Genomic DNA, 16627 nt, shown 5'->3' with positions numbered 1-16627 from the left:
TCGCCACCCATCGGGGATAAATCCCCTCACCACAAAATTTATGTTCACAGGGAGAAAGGGTGAGGTTCAGCCGCGCTGGGTCAGGCCCATTTTCTGGCGGCCTTCTGCGGGCGTGAGTACGCGGGCACCCAGTCGGCTGAGGATTTGCGCGGCGCGTTCAACCAATTGGCCGTTGGTCGCCAGTACGCCTTTGTCCAGCCACAGGTTGTCCTCCAGCCCGACCCGCACGTTGCCGCCCAGCAACACCGCTTGCGCGGCCATCGGCATCTGCATGCGGCCGATGCCGAAACCGGCCCACACCGCGTCGGCCGGCAGGTTGTCGACCATGGCTTTCATGGTGGTGGTGTCGGCCGGCGCACCCCACGGGATGCCCAGGCATAGCTGGAACAGCGGGTTGTCGAGCAAGCCTTCCTTGATCAACTGCTTGGCGAACCACAGGTGACCAGTGTCGAAAATTTCCAGCTCGGCCTTCACGCCCAACTCGGTGATGCGTTTGGCCCCAGCGCGCAGTTGCGCTGGCGTGGAGACGTAAATGGTGTCGCCATCGCCAAAATTCAGCGTGCCGCAATCGAGGGTGCAGATTTCCGGCAGCAGTTCTTCCACGTGGGCCAGACGAGTCAGCGGGCCGACCAGATCGGTGTTCGGGCCGAATTCCATCGGGCTCTCCCCCGCGCCGATTTCCAGGTCGCCGCCCATGCCGGCGGTGAGGTTGACGATGATGTCGACGTCGGCTTCGCGGATGCGCTCCATCACTTCGCGGTACAACGCCACGTCGCGGCTGAACTTGCCGGTCTGCGGGTCGCGCACATGGCAGTGCACAACGGTGGCGCCGGCCCTGGCCGCTTCCACGGCGGCCGCGGCGATCTGTTTCGGGGTGACCGGCACGTGTGGACTTTTGGCGGTCGTGTCGCCAGCACCGGTAAGTGCGCAGGTGATGATGACGTCGTGGTTCATGGTGCGTTTCCTTCAGGCGTGATGGGTCTGTCCGCAGCCCATGCGGGGCTGCGAAGCGTCGATTCGGTGTGAGTTACTTGCTGGTCAGTTGCAGATTTTCAGCGGCCGGTTTGCCATCGAAAGTCGTTACACCTTCGAGCCAGCGCTGCTTGTCTTCGGGGTGATCCTTGAGCCACTGCTTCGCCGACTCGAAGGCATCCTTGTGATCAAGCAACGGCTGCATCATTCGGCTCTCGGATTCGGCGGTGAAGGTCAGGTTGCTCAGCAGGCGACCGATGTTCGGGCATTGCTCGGCGTACTTCGGTGCAGTGACCGTCCACACCGTGGCCATGCCTTCGTTCGGGCCAAGCGCATCTTCGCTGCCGGTCAGATAGGTCATCTGCACGTTGACGTTCATCGGGTGCGGCGCCCAGCCGAAGAACACCACGGCTTCCTTGCGGCGCACCGCGCGATCGACGGCGGCGAGCATGCCTGCCTCGCTCGACTCGACGAGCTGAAATTTGCCCAGACCGAACTGGTTCTTGGCGATCATCGCCTTGATCTGCGTGTTGGCGCCCGAGCCAGGCTCGATGCCATAGATCTTGCCGCCCAGTTCCTTCTGGAATTTGGCGATGTCGGCGAAAGTTTTCAGGCCCTTGTCGGCCAGATAGGTCGGCACGGCGAGGGTGGCGCGAGCATCCTTGAGGTTTGGTGCCTCGAGTACCTTGACTTGATTGGCCTCGACGAACGGAGTGATGGTCTGCGTCATCAGCGGGTTCCAGTAACCGAGGAACAGGTCCAGGCGCTGATCGCGAATCCCGGCGAAGATGATCTGCTGGGAGGCGCTGGTCTGTTTGGTGCTGTAGCCGAGGCCGTCGAGCAGGACCTTGGTCATGGCACTGGTGGCGATCACGTCAGTCCAGTTGACCACGCCCATGCGTACGTTCTTGCACGATGCAGGTTCGGCGGCCATGACGCCGGCGCTGAAGAAAGCGGTACCGCTGAGTGCCAGAACGCAGCTGCTGATCAGTCGTTTCATGTCGGGTTCCTCGGCAGTTCGATTATTGTGGTTTCCGGCATCTGCGCACCGGTGATGCCAAGTTACGCAGCTACGGGCCGGTGAAAACGCACTGCGGCGACGGGCATTTGCACTGTAGCGACCTGCACGCTTGAACGGCGCCGACAATCGGCGTATCAACGAGCCACGCGTCCGCCAACCGAGTGCGTCCATGTCCCAGGATTTCTACTTTTTGCTGATGCCGGGGTTCTCCGCCATCGGCTTCATCTCCGCGATCGAACCGCTGCGCGTGGCCAACCGCTTTCGCGGCGAGTTGTACCGCTGGCATGTACTCAGCGCCGATGGCGGCGCGGTGCTGGCGAGCAACGGCATGTCGGTCAACGCCGACGCGGCGCTGGAGCCGCTGAAGAAAGGCGCGACGTTGCTGGTGGTGGCCGGGTTCGAACCGCTGAAATTCATGACGCCGGCGCTGGAGCAGTGGTTGCGCCGGCTGGACAAGGAAGGCGTGACCCTCGGCGCCATCGACACCGGCAGCTTCGTCCTCGCCGAAGCGGGCTTGCTCGATGGGCATCGCCTGACCCTGCACTGGGAAGCTATTGACGCGTTCAAGGAATCTTATCCACAGCTCAGCGTGACCCAGGAGCTGTTCGAGATCGACCGGCGGCGGATCACCTCGGCCGGTGGCACGGCGTCGATTGACTTGATGCTCGACCTGATCGCCCAGGCCCACGGCCCGCAACTGGCGATTCAGGTCAGCGAGCAGTTCGTGCTGGGGCGCATTCGCCCGCGCAAGGATCACCAGCGCATGGAAGTCGCCACGCGTTACGGCATCAGCAACAAGAAACTGGTGCAGGTGATCGGCGAGATGGAACAGCACAGCGAACCGCCGCTGACCACGCTGCAACTGGCGGAATCGATCAAAGTGACGCGACGGCAACTGGAGCGTTTGTTCCGGCTGCATCTGAACGATACGCCGAGCAACTTCTATCTGCGGTTAAGGCTTGAGAAGGCGCGGCAATTGCTGCGCCAGACCGATATGAGCGTGCTCGAAGTCAGCATCGCCTGCGGCTTTGAATCACCGTCGTATTTCACCCGCAGCTATCGCGCCCGCTTCGCCCGCTGCCCCCGGGAAGACCGGCGTACCGCACAGGCCTGAATGGATGTAGGAGTGAGCCTGCTCGCGATAGCGGTCTATCGGCTGACATGTGCGGGACTGAACCACCGCTATCGCGAGCAGGCTCACTCCTACAATAATGCGATCAGCGTTATTTTTTCACCAACGCCGAACACGCCGCCTTGTAAGCCTCATGCTGATACTTGTTCAACGTCCCCGGCAGCTCGAAATTATGCTTCTTGGCCTGCGCATTGATCGTCTGCGGCGACAACAGCGTCACCTCACAACCATCAAGCAGTTGAAACACGCCCTCGATCTTGAACGTCGTCGGCCCACCGGCAAACTCACCCTTTTTGCTGCGCTTCTTGATCGCAATCCGGTCCACCGAATTCTCCCGCACAAACGACGCCACCTGCGCCGCGAACCGCCGCACGTTCGCCGCCTCGTCATCGTCTTCAAGCGCAATCTTTTTCGTCGCGAGAGGGAGGTGGCTCAACCTCGAACCGTCGAGCGCAGCCACAGCGATGATCGCTTCGCTGCCTTTGATTTCAATGCCGCAGATGTTCATGGGAGTTCCTTTGAATAAAGAGGGCAGCCTACAGCTCGAGCTGACTGGCTGTGATGCCGAACGCGGCGGCGATTTTCTCGCGGGTGGCCTTGCGGGGCTTGGCGACTGTTTCCTGCTGGGCAAACGCCGGTTGCGAGATGCCCATGCGCTTGGCGACTTCTTCCTGAGTCAGGTTGAGATGTTCGCGCCAGGCACGGATCGGTGTTGCCCCATCGACCATCCGACTGACGACCTCGTGGGGAGTCAGGTCGGGCTGCATTTTTTGCGCAACGTACTGCGCGTACGGAATGACCACGAAGGAAGGGTTGCCCTCGGCGTCGTTGATGATCTGGATGTCTTTAGACATTTTCATGGTCGGAAAAATATAAGTCTTTTATAGGACTCTAAGATCTTTACTTATATTTCTCACGAAACCAATCAACAAGAATTGACGGCATGTTACGAGAGGTCAGGATCACTCCTGCCCAATCGACTCCAAAAACTCCGACCGCTCGTCACTCATCCGCGCCACGCAGTCATTCTGCGCAATGGTGAACGCCTTGCTGCCAGCGGTAGCCGGGAACGCTTCCACCGCGCAATCGGCATCGCGGGTTTTCAGCCATTGCTGCTGTGCCGTCTTTAATTTGGCAGTTATATCCGCCAGCTGTGTCGGGTTCTTGCCGTACGCGGTCTGCAGGCGTTCGTTGAGGCTGGCGTAGTTGTCTTTGAGCAGGTCTTCGGCAGTGGTGCGGCTGTAGGCCGAGCATTCCAGGGTCTGGATGCCGTTTTCGACCGCGTCGCACGGGTTGTTCTCGGATTCTTCTGCGGCGTGGACGCCGGTCGCAATCAGTGCCAGGGCGAGGAAGATCGATTTCATTGAGGTCGCTCTAATCCAGTGGTGTGTGCAGGATGCGGCAGATTCTGGCGCAAGCGCGCAGGCTTGAACAGGTCACCGAGCGCAGCGGCTGACGACCCTTTGTCGCGGATTGACGCTTTCGGCAATTCCCCTGTCGTTTTTGCACCCGGTCGCCCCGGCACCGAGGCATATGCTGGCCCCAAAGCGCCGGCAGACGATTCGGCGCATGAATCGCCAATAAGGGGACGCCTGATGAGCCCAGCCGAATTACACGCCGACAGCATCGTTATCGACGGTCTGATCATTGCCAAATGGAACCGCGAGCTGTTCGAAGACATGCGCAAGGGCGGTCTGACGGCAGCCAATTGCACCGTGTCGGTGTGGGAAGGCTTTCAGGCGACCGTGAACAACATTGCTGCCAGCCAGAAGCTGATCCGCGAGAACAGCGACCTGGTGATGCCGGTGCGCACCACCGCCGACATCCGTCGCGCCAAGGAGCAGGGCAAGACCGGCATCCTCTTCGGCTTCCAGAATGCCCACGCCTTTGAAGACCAGATCGGCTATGTCGAAGTGTTCAAGCAGCTCGGCGTCGGCATCGTGCAAATGTGCTACAACACCCAGAACCTGGTCGGCACCGGCTGCTACGAGCGTGACGGCGGCCTGTCGGGTTTCGGTCGCGAGATCGTCGCCGAGATGAACCGCGTCGGCGTCATGTGCGACCTGTCCCACGTCGGTTCCAAGACCTCCGAAGAAGTCATCCTCGAATCGAAAAAACCGGTGTGCTACTCGCACTGCCTGCCGTCGGGTCTCAAAGAGCACCCGCGCAACAAGTCCGATGAAGAACTGAAGTTCATCGCCGACCATGGCGGTTTCGTCGGTGTGACCATGTTCGCGCCGTTCCTCGCCAAAGGCATCGATTCGACCATCGACGATTACGCCGAAGCCATCGAATACACCATGAACATCGTCGGCGAAGACGCCATCGGCATCGGTACCGATTTCACTCAGGGCCACGGCCAGGACTTCTTCGAGTACCTGACCCACGACAAGGGCTACGCCCGCCGTCTGACCAGCTTCGGCAAGATTATCAACCCGCTGGGCATCCGCACCGTCGGCGAATTCCCCAACCTCACCGAAACCCTGCTCAAGCGCGGTCACTCCGAGCGCGTGGTGCGCAAGATCATGGGCGAGAACTGGGTCAACGTCTTGAAGGATGTCTGGGGCGAATAAGCCGCCGCACTTCTGAATCCTTTCCCCCGGCCATCCGCGCCGGGGGCAACAAACCAAATTTTCTGGAGTTAAGTTTCCATGGCCAAGATCGCCCCGCAATTGCCCATCGAAGTCGACAGCGAGACCGGTGTCTGGACCTCCGACGCCCTGCCGATGCTCTACGTGCCACGTCACTTCTTCGTCAACAACCACATGGGCATCGAGGAAGTGCTGGGCGCTGATGCCTACGCCGAGATCCTCTACAAGGCCGGCTACAAATCCGCTTGGCACTGGTGTGAAAAGGAAGCCGAATGCCACGGTCTGGAAGGCGTCGCAGTGTTCGAGCATTACATGAAGCGCTTGTCGCAGCGCGGCTGGGGCCTGTTCAAGATTCAGGACATCGACCTAGACAAAGGCACCGCCAGCGTCAAGCTTGAGCACTCGGCGTTTGTCTACGTCTACGGCAAGGTCGGGCGCAAGGTCGATTACATGTTCACTGGCTGGTTTGCCGGCGCCATGGATCAAATCCTTGAAGCCCGCGGCAGCAAGATTCGCACTGTGGCCGAACAAGTCTACGGAGGCTCCGAAGAGGGCCACGATGACGGCTTGTTTATCGTCAAGCCGTTGTAAGCCGAGGACCGTGCCATGGCTTTCGAAGCAATGTTCCAGCCGATCCAGATCGGCAAACTGACCATCCGCAACCGCGTGCTCAGCACTGCGCACGCCGAGGTCTACGCGACTGACGGCGGCATGACCACCGAGCGCTACGTCAAATATTACGAAGAGAAAGCCAAGGGCGGCATCGGCCTGGCGATCTGCGGCGGCTCCTCGGTGGTCGCCATCGACAGCCCGCAGCAATGGTGGAGCTCGGTCAACCTGTCGACCGACCGGATCATTCCGCACTTCCAGAATCTGGCCGACGCCATGCACAAGCATGGCGCCAAGATCATGATCCAGATTACCCACATGGGTCGCCGCTCGCGCTGGGACGGTTTCCACTGGCCGACCCTGATGTCACCGTCGGGCATCCGCGAACCGGTGCACCGCGCCACCTGCAAGACCATCGAGCCGGAAGAAATCTGGCGGGTGATCGGCAACTACGCCCAGGCCGCGCGCCGGGCCAAGGCCGGTGGCCTTGACGGTGTTGAGCTGTCGGCCGTGCACCAGCACATGATCGACCAGTTCTGGAGCCCGCGCGTCAACAAGCGCACCGACGAATGGGGCGGCAGCTTCGAAGGCCGAATGAAGTTCGGTCTGGAAGTGCTCAAAGCCGTGCGCGCCGAGGTCGGTGACGACTTCTGCGTGGGCATGCGCCTGTGCGGTGACGAGTTTCACCCGGACGGCCTGTCCCACGAAGACATGAAGCAGATCGCCAAGTATTACGACGACACCGGCATGCTCGATTTCATCGGCGTGGTCGGCTCGGGTTGCGACACCCACAACACCCTGGCCAACGTCATTCCGAACATGAGTTATCCACCGGAGCCGTTCCTGCACCTGGCTGCCGGGATCAAGGAAGTGGTCAAGGTGCCGGTGCTGCACGCGCAGAACATCAAGGACCCGAACCAGGCCACGCGCATTCTCGAGGGCGGTTACGTCGACATGGTCGGCATGACCCGCGCGCACATCGCCGACCCGCACCTGATCGCCAAGATCAAGATGGGCCAGATCGACCAGATCAAGCAGTGCGTCGGCGCAAACTATTGCATCGACCGCCAGTATCAGGGTCTGGACGTGCTGTGCATCCAGAACGCTGCGACCTCCCGCGAATACATGGGCGTGCCGCACATCATCGAGAAATCCACCGGGCCGAAACGCAAGGTGGTGATCGTTGGTGCCGGCCCGGCCGGGATGGAAGCCGCACGCGTGGCTGCCGAGCGTGGCCACGACGTGACCCTGTTCGAGAAAAAAGACTTTATCGGCGGGCAGATCACTACGGCGTCGAAAGCGCCGCAGCGCGACCAGATTGCCGGTATCACCCGTTGGTTCCAGCTGGAACTGGCGCGACTGAAAGTCGATCTGCGTCTGGGCACGGCGGCCGATGCCGCAACCATCATGGACCTGCGTCCGGATGTGGTGGTGCTGGCGGTCGGCGGTCATCCGTACCTTGAGCAGAACGAGCACTGGGGCGCGGCCGAAGGGCTGGTGGTCAGCAGCTGGGACGTGCTCGACGGCAAGGTCGCGCCCGGCAAGAACGTGCTGGTCTACGACACCATTTGCGAGTTCACCGGGATGTCGGTCGCCGACTTCCTCGCCGACAAAGGCAGCCAGGTCGAGATCGTCACCGACGACATCAAACCGGGCGTGGCCATCGGCGGCACATCGTTCCCGACCTACTACCGCAGCATGTATCCCAAAGAAGTGATCATGACCGGCGACATGATGCTGGAGAAGGTCTACCGCGAGGGCGACAAACTGGTTGCCGTGCTGGAGAACGAATACACCGGTGCGAAAGAGGAGCGGGTGGTCGATCAGGTGGTCGTCGAAAACGGCGTACGCCCGGACGAGGAAATCTACTACGCGCTCAAGGACGGCTCGCGCAACAAGGGCCAGATCGACGTCGAAGCGCTGTTCGCGATCCAGCCGCAGCCTTCGCTGAGCGAGGCGGGCGACGGCTACTTGCTGTTCCGCATCGGCGACTGCGTGGCGCAGCGAAATACCCACGCCGCGATCTATGACGCACTCAGACTGTGTAAAGACTTCTAAAGGCTTGCACACAACCCTGTGGGAGCGAGCTTGCTCGCGAAAGCGGTGGGTCAGTCGACATCGATGTTGAATGTCAGTCCGCCTTCGCGAGCAAGCTCGCTCCCACAGGAACCGAGTAAGGCATCTCGACCTGCAAGACCCGAGGTCTTTGGGAGCTGCACCTATGTTGAACACCCTTCTTCCAATCCTGTTGTTCGCAGCCCTGGGCCTTGCTGTCCTCGGCGCGTTGCGGCGGATGAACATGTGGCGCCGGGGGCGGGCGGCGAAGGTCGATCTGCTCGGCGGTCTGTTGGCCATGCCCAAGCGCTACATGGTCGATCTGCACCACGTCGTGGCGCGGGACAAATACATTGCCAACACCCACGTCGCCACGGCGGGCGGGGCGGTGGCGTCGATTGTGCTGGCGATTCTGGTGCACGGTTTCGGCCTGCATAACCGCATCCTCGGCTATGCCTTGCTGCTGATGTCGGCGGTGATGTTCGTCGGCGCGATCTTCATGTACCTGCGCCGACGCAACCCGCCGGCACGCCTGTCGAAAGGCCCGTGGATGCGCCTGCCGAAAAGCCTGCTGGCATTCTCCGCGTCGTTTTTCCTGGTGACCCTGCCGGTGGCCGGGATCCTGCCGGAGAATTTCGGTGGCTGGGTGCTGGCGGCGATTCTTGGTGTGGGCGTGCTGTGGGGCGTGACCGAATTGTTCTTCGGCATGACCTGGGGCGGGCCGATGAAACACGCCTTTGCCGGTGCCTTGCACCTGGCCTGGCACCGTCGTCCCGAGCGCTTTGGTGGCGGTCGCTCCACCGGTTTGAAACCGCTGGACCTGAACAATCCCGATGCGCCGCTGGGCGTGGAAAAACCCAAGGATTTCACCTGGAACCAGTTGCTCGGTTTCGACGCCTGCGTGCAGTGCGGCAAGTGTGAAGCGGCATGCCCGGCCTTCGCCGCCGGCCAGCCGCTGAACCCGAAAAAACTGATTCAGGACATGGTGGTCGGACTCGCTGGCGGCACCGATGCCAAATTCGCCGGTAGCCCGTATCCAGGCAAGCCTGTGGGCGAACACGGCGGCAACCCGCATCAACCGATCGTCAACGGTCTGGTCGATGCCGAAACCCTGTGGTCGTGCACCACCTGCCGCGCCTGCGTCGAGGAATGCCCGATGATGATTGAGCACGTCGATGCCATCGTCGACATGCGCCGCCATCTGACCCTGGAAAAAGGCGCGACGCCGAACAAGGGCGCCGAAGTCCTCGAAAACCTCATCGCCACCGACAACCCTGGCGGTTTCGCCCCGGGAGGGCGGATGAACTGGGCGGCGGACTTGAACCTGAACCTGCTCAGCGAGAAGAAATCCACCGACGTGCTGTTCTGGGTCGGCGACGGCGCCTTCGACATGCGCAACCAGCGCACGTTGCGCGCGTTCGTCAAAGTGCTGAAAGCGGCGAAAATCGACTTCGCCGTGCTTGGCCTCGAAGAACGCGACAGCGGCGACGTGGCCCGGCGCCTCGGCGACGAAGCGACGTTCCAGACGCTAGCGAAACGCAATATCCAGACCCTGGCCAAATACAGCTTCAACCGCATCGTCACTTGTGATCCGCACAGTTTCCACGTGCTGAAAAACGAGTACGGTGCCTTCGACGGCAACTACCTGGTGCAGCACCACAGCACCTACATGGCCGAGATCATCCAGGCTGGCGCGCTCAATCTTGGGCAGCACAAAGGCAACAGCGTGACGTATCACGATCCGTGCTACCTGGGGCGTTACAACGGCGAATACGAAGCACCGCGTGAAGTGCTGCGTGCGCTCGGGATCGAGGTCAAGGAAATGCAACGTTCCGGTTTCCGCTCGCGCTGCTGCGGCGGTGGCGGCGGCGCGCCGATCACTGACATTCCGGGCAAGCAGCGGATTCCCGACATGCGCATGGAAGACATCCGCGAGACCGGCGCCGAACTGGTGGCCGTGGGCTGTCCACAGTGCACGGCGATGCTTGAAGGCGTGGTCGAACCACGTCCGCTGATCAAGGACATTGCCGAACTGGTGGCCGACGCCTTGCTCGAAGACGCGGCGCCGAGCAAACCTGCCACGCCGGCCAAACGTGAACCTGCGGAGGTGCATTGATGAGCGACATTATCCGCCGCGACCCGCGTGCCGAATGGATCGCGCGCAACCGCCTGCATCCGCTGCACGCAGCGATGCAACCTGCGCAGCACAGCTGGATGGGGCCTAACGGCGTCATCCGCAAGAACCCCCACGGCATGGGTTTTATCGGCCCCAACGGCATCAAGCGGATCGACCGTAGCGGCGCGCAGCAGGGCGGGGCAGTCAAGCGCTCGGCCACGGTGGAAGTGCAGTTACCGCTGCATCAGGTACCGGCCCCGGCGTTCTACATCTGCGTGGTACCGGATATGGTCGGCGGCCGCTTGAGCAGCCACGACCGCGACCTGCTCGGCCTCGCTCATCAACTCGCAGGCACCGACGGTGCAGTGTTGGCGGTGGTCTTTGGCGAGCACAAGGAAAGCGCTTTCGAAACCGCTGGCGTCGATCGCTTGCTGGTACTCGAAGGCGAAGCCTTCAGCGGTTATGCACCGGAGCAACGCGTGCAGGGCTTGCGCGCTGTGGATAACCAGTTCAACCCGCGCCACTGGTTGCTGCCCGACAGCCGCAGCGGTGGTGGCGAACTCGGTCGACGTTTTGCCGCAGCTTTGGGCGAGCGTCCGGCGACACGGGTCTGGCAGGTCAAGGATCAAGAGTGCATTGGCCGCGCCGGTGCGGGGCTGCAGGACTTGGCGCGTCCGGTTGCGCGGTTGATTCTCGCCGCTGCCGAATGCGCCGAACCGGTCAGCGAAACCCGTCACGAAGCGTTGCCAGTGGAGTTATCCACAAGCGTGGCGCGCAGCCTGTCGCGGATCGAAGATCTCGGCGCGGTGGCGGTGGACCCGGCGGCGATTCCAATGGCCGAGGCCGAGTTCATCTTCTCCGGCGGCAACGGCGTGAAAGACTGGGCGTTGTTCCACGAAACGGCGGCAGCGCTCGGCGCCACCGAAGGCGCATCGCGCGTTGCGGTGGACGATGGCTTTATGGCGCGGGATCGTCAGGTTGGCGCCTCTGGCACATGGGTCACCGCGCGGGTGTACGTCGCGGTGGGTATTTCCGGGGCGATCCAGCACCTGCAAGGCATCGGTGCCTGCGACAAGGTGGTGGCGATCAACCTTGATCCGGGCTGCGACATGATCAAACGCGCCGACCTCTCGGTGATCGGCGAAAGCGCAGAGATTCTGCGCGCACTGATCGCGGCAGTTGAGGCCTATCGCAACGACGCCAAGCGCGACGCGGCTTAAGGAAACCCTATGAACACTAAAGTGATCAGTCTGGTCTCGATCGGCGCCCACCCGACCTCCGGCCGCCCGCGCCGCGCCGATCAGGATGCGCGCGCGGTGGAGCTGGGCCTGCAACTGGCTGGGGATAACCTGCAAGTGCTGCACGCCGGCGACATCGCCGAACCGGCACTGCGCGCCTATCTGGGCATGGGCCTTGAGCAGTTGCATGTGCTGGAACAACCGCCGGGGGGCGATGCTTTGCCGGCATTGACCGAGTATCTGCGCGATGCCGGGGCGCAAGTGGTGCTGACCGGCAGTCAGGCGGAAACCGGCGAAGGCTCGGGGATGTTGCCGTTCCTCCTGGCTGAAGGGCTGGGCTGGCCGTTGGTGGTGGGCCTGGCCCAGGTCGAGTCGATCAATGACGGTTCGGCGCTGGTCCTGCAAGCGTTGCCGCGCGGGCAGCGACGGCGGCTGAAGGTGAAACTGCCGTTTCTGGCGACTGTGGATAACGCCGCGCCGAAACCTCGGCAGAGTGCTTATGGCCCGGCGCGACGGGGCGAATTGGCCGCCGATGACGTTGACGTGGTGGAGGACGAGTTGTTGGCCGTCGCCACGCTGCAGCCCGCCAAGCCACGACCCAAGCGCTTGAAGGTGATCAAGGCCAAAAGCGGCGCTGACCGGATGAAAGCGGCCACGGCCAAGGCCAGTGGTGGCGGCGGGCAGGTGCTCAAGGGCGTTACGGCGCAGGCAGGGGCGGAGGCGATTCTGAAGTTGCTGATTGAAGAGGGCGTCGTTCGCTAGTCACCCTCTTCCAGGCACTGAACACCCCCTGTGGGAGCGAGCCTGCTCGCGAAAGCAAACTGTCAGCTGGTACATCTATCGACTGATCCAGCGCATTCGCGAGCAGGCTCGCTCCCACAGTTACATTCATCATAGTCAGTTTGTGTCGTTTACCCACAATCCCTGTTGGCGAAGCTGTGGATAACGTGTTCGCCCTTGCGCGCATCCCACACCGTTCAAGGCTCTCAGCCATAAGATCAAAAAACAACCAGTGTAACTTGCGGATTTTTCTGACTTTTCCTTCGGGATAACTCAGGAACTTGCCCCCAATCTCTGTTGGCGCTTCTGTGGATAAGATGTTCGCTATCAGCTGTAGGCTATATGAATCAAGGCCTACACAGGTTTGATCAATTATCGACCAAATGCAGTGTTCCAGCGTTACAAGCTGGCTGAGCAAGCGCTTTTCCCCAGTTGAGCACGCTTTTCCACAAGCAAGCCAAAGTTACCCCCGATCTCTGTTGGCGCTTCTGTGGATAACATGTTCGCTCCCCGCTAGAGGCCTTTATAACCATGGCTTACAGGGCCTTGATCAAAAAACACTCAATGCTTCTCGGAAACCATGCTTCTGAATAAGTCACGGCTTTTCTTTGAAAATCAGCAGGATGTTTCTCGTCTCATCCACAGTTACCCCCATTTGCTGTGGGTGAGCATGTGGATAACTTGTTCGCGGAAGGCTGGAGGGCTTGGTGGGTATGGGTGGCGGGGTGGTTGGTCAGAAATTGTGCAATCGGGTTTGGGAAACGTGTCGTCTGTCAGGAAGCCTTCGCGAGCAAGCCCGCTCCCACAGTTGAAATGCATTCCACCTGTGGGAGCGGGCTTGCTCGCGAAGCTTTTGCTTTTAGCCTTGAACCGGAACACCTTTGAGATACGGAGCAGGTTCTGCCCCGAGGTTGTTCAACATCCGCTCGCTGTACCAATCGACGAAGTTGACCACGCCAAACTCATAAGTCTTGGAGTACGGCCCAGGCTGGTAAGCAGTGGAGTTGATCCCGCGCTGGTTTTCCTCAGCCAGACGGCGGTCCTGGTCGTTGGTCGCGTCCCACACCTGGCGCATGCGTTCGACGTCGTAATCGACACCCTCGACCGCGTCCTTGTGCACCAGCCATTTGGTGGTGACCATGGTTTCCTGGGCGCTGATCGGCCACACAGTGAAGACGATGATGTGATCGCCCATGCAGTGGTTCCACGAATGCGGCAGGTGCAGGATGCGCATCGAACCCAGATCCGGGTTCTTGATCCGGCCCATCAGTTTCGCGCAGCCCTGTTTGCCGTCGAGGGTCATCGACACGGTGCCCTTGAGCAGCGGCATGCGCACGATGCGGTTGCGCAGGCCGAAACTGGCATGGGCGTAAGGGATCTTCTCGGCTTCCCAGGCGGCGGCTGAGGCGGCGACGTGGTCCTTGAACGCCTGGTCGGCGCGCGGGTCGGTGACGTCGTCCCACTCCAGCAGGGTTTTCAGCAGTTCCGGGTGCGAGGCGTTGCAGTGGTAGCACTCGCGGTTGTTTTCCAGCACCAGTTTCCAGTTGGCCTTTTCCATCAAGGTGGTGGTAATCGCCACCTTGGTGTTCTCCATGTCGTACGGTTCCATGTAATGGTTGAGCGTCGACAGGAAGTCATCGATGGCCGGCGGATTTTCCGCCAGGCTGATGAAGATGTAGCCGCCAGCGGTTTTCACGTTCACCGGTTTCAGACCGTACTGCTTCATGTCGAAGTCGGCGCCCATCTCGGTGCCGGCGAACAACAGGCGACCATCCAGCTCGTAGGTCCACTGGTGGTAATGGCAGACCAGTTTGGCGACCTTGCCTTTTTCACTGGTGCACAGGCGCGAGCCACGGTGGCGGCAGACGTTGTGAAACGCATGCACCACGCCCTCGGCGCCGCGGATGACGATGATCGGGTTCTTGCCGACCTGCAGGGTCAGGTAATTGCCCTTGGCCGGGATCTCGCAGGTCATGCCGGCGATCAACCACTCTTTCTGGAAGATCTCCTGCATGTCGATATCGAACAGCCGCTCATCGCTGTAGAACGGCTGTGGCAGGGAGAAGGTGCGCTCGCGCTCCTGAAGCATTTGCGCGGTGGCCTTGCGTGCGGGTTCCAGCGGATCGCCCAGGCTGATTTTTGCGGTGACGTCCATCGATGTAATCCTCATGGCCCTCTGCGTGGCCGGCGAAAGTGGCTGATCAGGTGTGCTGCAAAACGGTTGCTACGCAAGGTGTAAAGAAGTCGTCTTGTGTTGAGGCGAGTGTGGGGCCGGCGCGGCCCGCAACCTTATCCATGGGCGACATGGCGCAATCTGTTCCCGACGCGCAACCCCCGGTGGTTGGGGGCTGGTCGCGATAAGTATGTCAATGTCGCGAATAGGTAAACGCACGCTCGGCTCTATACGCAGAATCGCCGACATGAGGCCGACAGTCGGCCGTGGAGAACAGCATGTCCAACAGCTTCCTGAATCCGGTCACCACCCAGACCTGGGCCAATGGCCGACACATTGTCCGTTGCGTCAAAGTCATCCAGGAAACCTGGGATGTGCGCACCTTCTGCTTCATGGCCGATCAGCCGATCCTGTTCTTCTTCAAGCCCGGGCAGTTCGTGACGCTGGAGCTGGAAATCGAAGGCCAGCCGATCATGCGCTCCTACACCATCTCCAGCTCGCCGTCGGTGCCGTACAGCTTTTCGGTGACGATCAAACGGGTGCCGGGCGGCAAGGTGTCGAACTGGTTGCACGACACCCTGCATGAGGGGCAAGAGCTGGCGGTGCACGGCCCGGTCGGTCTGTTCAACGCCATGGACTTCCCGAGCCCGAAAGTCCTGTATCTGAGCGGCGGGGTCGGCATCACGCCGTGCATGTCGATGGCGCGCTGGTTCTACGACACCAACGCCAACGTCGACATGACCTTCGTGCACAGCGCGCGCTCGCCGAAAGACATCATTTACCACCGCGAGCTGGAACACATGGCTTCGCGCATCGACAACTTCAGCCTGCACCTGATCTGTGAAAAGCACGGCCTCGGCGAGCCTTGGGCCGGGTATCGCGGCTATCTGAATCACAAGATGCTCGAATTGATGGTCCCGGACTTCCTTGAGCGCGAAGTGTTCTGCTGCGGCCCGACGCCGTACATGAACGCGGTCAAACGCCTGCTGGAAGTGGCCGGTTACGACATGTCGCGTTATCACGAGGAGTCCTTCGGCGCCACGCCACCCGAGGCTCGCGCCGATGCAGTGGAACAGGCCGAACAAGCCGCCGATGCGCCGGAAATCGACGCAGCGGATCTTCATCAGGTCGAATTCACTGCCTCCGGCAAAAGCATCCGCGTGGCACCGGGCGAAACCGTGCACGCGGCGGCAGCCAAGCTTGGCCTGATGATCCCGAAAGCCTGCGGCATGGGTATTTGCGGGACGTGCAAGGTGCTGAAACTGGGCGGTGAGGTGGAGATGGAGCACAACGGCGGGATTACCGAGGATGATGAGGCCGAAGGGTTTATCTTGTCGTGCTGCAGCGTGCCGAAGGGGGATGTGCGTATTGAATATTAAGTTTTATCGTTTTCTGGATGGTTGCAGATTAAGGCTTATAGCAGACACTGCAGTTTCTGCTATAAGCGATACATATGTGATTCAAAGCTGAACGCCATCTACAACGACTTCATATGAGCCATTCTCTTGCTGCCGGAATACCTTATTGGTTATTTTCCAGTATTTCGCTCCTGGTTTTGTTGGGTAGAGTAAAACCAGATCGCCAGGGCTCGCGGCTAAAGCGGCTTGTTCCGGCGAAAGAATATGAGTGCCAAATACGATCTTTTGATTTTCAGTCGACATGATGCACCTTCCCTTTATGAGTTGAGCTTTGTTGAAAGCAGTTGCTTCACTTCGTATGGTATTTGTTTGAACGTAACAGTTCACCTGTCAGAAGTTACAGCTTGTGCGAGGGGTTTGGGTGTGCTAAGTAATTAATCATGCTTCGTCGAAAGTCATTTGCGTAGTTCAGCATTTTATATATAGCTGTGCGTTTGAAGCGGATGATCTTTAGTCTTCGAATAATGATGGAGCTGGGTTAGAGTGTAGGCAGTGCTTAATGCTCCAGTTGATGGGAAGGGG

General features: G+C 60.5%; 15 protein-coding genes. 8 read left to right on the top strand and 7 right to left on the bottom strand.

Translation table 11 applies throughout. The features are described 5' to 3' along the window. Positions 1-66 precede the first annotated feature (66 nt). Both HU765_RS21130 and HU765_RS21125 read right to left on the bottom strand, forming a co-directional pair. Positions 67-954 (bottom strand): 3-keto-5-aminohexanoate cleavage protein, encoded by an 888-nt coding sequence (locus HU765_RS21130; RefSeq protein WP_186549254.1) that lies wholly within the window; start codon positions 952-954, stop codon positions 67-69. A gap of 73 nt (positions 955-1027) precedes the next feature. Continuing rightward, positions 1028-1972 carry a choline ABC transporter substrate-binding protein gene (locus tag HU765_RS21125; RefSeq protein WP_186622744.1) on the bottom strand — a complete coding sequence of 315 codons (945 nt, stop codon included), beginning with the start codon at positions 1970-1972 and terminating at the stop codon, positions 1028-1030. Between the two features lie 190 nt (positions 1973-2162). Between HU765_RS21125 and HU765_RS21120 the strand changes: the two genes are divergently transcribed. Further along, positions 2163-3107 (top strand): GlxA family transcriptional regulator, encoded by a 945-nt coding sequence (locus HU765_RS21120; protein WP_186622743.1) that lies wholly within the window; start codon positions 2163-2165, stop codon positions 3105-3107. 109 nt (positions 3108-3216) lie between these two features. Here the strand turns inward: HU765_RS21120 and HU765_RS21115 are convergent, their stop codons facing one another. From HU765_RS21115 to HU765_RS21105, 3 genes are all read right to left on the bottom strand, one after another. Beyond that, the gene (locus HU765_RS21115) at positions 3217-3633 is read right to left on the bottom strand and encodes a DUF3010 family protein (protein WP_186622742.1); all 417 of its coding nucleotides are present in this window, start codon (positions 3631-3633) and stop codon (positions 3217-3219) included. A 28-nt stretch (positions 3634-3661) separates the two neighbouring features. After that, positions 3662-3985 carry a helix-turn-helix transcriptional regulator gene (locus HU765_RS21110; RefSeq protein ID WP_186622741.1) on the bottom strand — a complete coding sequence of 108 codons (324 nt, stop codon included), beginning with the start codon at positions 3983-3985 and terminating at the stop codon, positions 3662-3664. A 102-nt stretch (positions 3986-4087) separates the two neighbouring features. After that, positions 4088-4489, bottom strand: coding sequence for a lysozyme inhibitor LprI family protein (locus HU765_RS21105; protein WP_186622740.1), 402 nt, complete (start codon positions 4487-4489; stop codon positions 4088-4090). 231 nt (positions 4490-4720) lie between these two features. Between HU765_RS21105 and HU765_RS21100 the strand changes: the two genes are divergently transcribed. The 6 genes from HU765_RS21100 to HU765_RS21075 all read left to right on the top strand — a co-directional run bounded on the left by HU765_RS21100 (position 4721) and on the right by HU765_RS21075 (position 12496). Continuing rightward, positions 4721-5698 (top strand): dipeptidase, encoded by a 978-nt coding sequence (locus HU765_RS21100; RefSeq protein WP_027610650.1) that lies wholly within the window; start codon positions 4721-4723, stop codon positions 5696-5698. Positions 5699-5776: 78 nt separating this feature from the next. Beyond that, complete coding sequence (locus tag HU765_RS21095; protein WP_186549244.1) at positions 5777-6307, top strand: 4-vinyl reductase; 531 nt, start codon at positions 5777-5779, stop codon at positions 6305-6307. Between the two features lie 15 nt (positions 6308-6322). Then, entirely contained in the window at positions 6323-8383 is a 2061-nt protein-coding gene (dgcA, locus tag HU765_RS21090; protein ID WP_186622738.1) for a dimethylglycine demethylation protein DgcA, read from the top strand. 163 nt (positions 8384-8546) lie between these two features. Beyond that, positions 8547-10496, top strand: coding sequence for a dimethylglycine demethylation protein DgcB (dgcB, locus tag HU765_RS21085; RefSeq protein WP_186622737.1), 1950 nt, complete (start codon positions 8547-8549; stop codon positions 10494-10496). Continuing rightward, positions 10496-11716, top strand: a complete 1221-nt coding sequence (locus tag HU765_RS21080) for an electron transfer flavoprotein subunit alpha/FixB family protein (RefSeq protein WP_186622736.1) — start codon at positions 10496-10498, stop codon at positions 11714-11716. Before dgcB ends, HU765_RS21080 begins: the two co-directional genes overlap by 1 nt. 9 nt (positions 11717-11725) lie before the next feature. Then, entirely contained in the window at positions 11726-12496 is a 771-nt protein-coding gene (locus tag HU765_RS21075) for an electron transfer flavoprotein subunit beta (protein ID WP_186622735.1), read from the top strand. A gap of 877 nt (positions 12497-13373) precedes the next feature. Here HU765_RS21075 and gbcA read toward each other — a convergent pair. Further along, positions 13374-14669: a glycine-betaine demethylase subunit GbcA gene (gbcA, locus tag HU765_RS21070; RefSeq protein WP_016772823.1), complete on the bottom strand. Its 1296-nt coding sequence runs from the start codon at positions 14667-14669 to the stop codon at positions 13374-13376. A 296-nt stretch (positions 14670-14965) separates the two neighbouring features. On the opposite strand from gbcA, the gene gbcB reads away from it, so the two are divergent. Further along, complete coding sequence (gbcB, locus tag HU765_RS21065; protein ID WP_186622734.1) at positions 14966-16066, top strand: glycine-betaine demethylase subunit GbcB; 1101 nt, start codon at positions 14966-14968, stop codon at positions 16064-16066. A gap of 81 nt (positions 16067-16147) precedes the next feature. Here the strand turns inward: gbcB and HU765_RS21060 are convergent, their stop codons facing one another. Then, complete coding sequence (locus HU765_RS21060; RefSeq protein ID WP_186622733.1) at positions 16148-16348, bottom strand: hypothetical protein; 201 nt, start codon at positions 16346-16348, stop codon at positions 16148-16150. Positions 16349-16627 lie beyond the last annotated feature (279 nt).

This window comes from Pseudomonas sp. SWRI81 (genome assembly GCF_014268545.1).
Classification (GTDB): Bacteria; Pseudomonadota; Gammaproteobacteria; order Pseudomonadales; family Pseudomonadaceae; genus Aquipseudomonas; species Aquipseudomonas hamedanensis.
The sequence above is the reverse complement of the archived record's forward strand: the minus strand, read 5'-3'. Positions and strand labels throughout refer to the sequence as shown.

Excerpts from the sequence above, each read along its gene's own strand:
- HU765_RS21130 (WP_186549254.1), bottom strand. The coding sequence starts at position 954 with ATGAACCACGACGTCATCATCACCTGCGCACTTACCGGTGCTGGCGAC.
- HU765_RS21125 (WP_186622744.1), bottom strand. The coding sequence starts at position 1,972 with ATGAAACGACTGATCAGCAGCTGCGTTCTGGCACTCAGCGGTACCGCT.
- HU765_RS21120 (WP_186622743.1), top strand. The coding sequence starts at position 2,163 with ATGTCCCAGGATTTCTACTTTTTGCTGATGCCGGGGTTCTCCGCCATC.
- HU765_RS21115 (WP_186622742.1), bottom strand. The coding sequence starts at position 3,633 with ATGAACATCTGCGGCATTGAAATCAAAGGCAGCGAAGCGATCATCGCT.
- HU765_RS21110 (WP_186622741.1), bottom strand. The coding sequence starts at position 3,985 with ATGAAAATGTCTAAAGACATCCAGATCATCAACGACGCCGAGGGCAAC.
- HU765_RS21105 (WP_186622740.1), bottom strand. The coding sequence starts at position 4,489 with ATGAAATCGATCTTCCTCGCCCTGGCACTGATTGCGACCGGCGTCCAC.
- HU765_RS21100 (WP_027610650.1), top strand. The coding sequence starts at position 4,721 with ATGAGCCCAGCCGAATTACACGCCGACAGCATCGTTATCGACGGTCTG.
- HU765_RS21095 (WP_186549244.1), top strand. The coding sequence starts at position 5,777 with ATGGCCAAGATCGCCCCGCAATTGCCCATCGAAGTCGACAGCGAGACC.
- dgcA (WP_186622738.1), top strand. The coding sequence starts at position 6,323 with ATGGCTTTCGAAGCAATGTTCCAGCCGATCCAGATCGGCAAACTGACC.
- dgcB (WP_186622737.1), top strand. The coding sequence starts at position 8,547 with ATGTTGAACACCCTTCTTCCAATCCTGTTGTTCGCAGCCCTGGGCCTT.
- HU765_RS21080 (WP_186622736.1), top strand. The coding sequence starts at position 10,496 with ATGAGCGACATTATCCGCCGCGACCCGCGTGCCGAATGGATCGCGCGC.
- HU765_RS21075 (WP_186622735.1), top strand. The coding sequence starts at position 11,726 with ATGAACACTAAAGTGATCAGTCTGGTCTCGATCGGCGCCCACCCGACC.
- gbcA (WP_016772823.1), bottom strand. The coding sequence starts at position 14,669 with ATGGACGTCACCGCAAAAATCAGCCTGGGCGATCCGCTGGAACCCGCA.
- gbcB (WP_186622734.1), top strand. The coding sequence starts at position 14,966 with ATGTCCAACAGCTTCCTGAATCCGGTCACCACCCAGACCTGGGCCAAT.
- HU765_RS21060 (WP_186622733.1), bottom strand. The coding sequence starts at position 16,348 with ATGTCGACTGAAAATCAAAAGATCGTATTTGGCACTCATATTCTTTCG.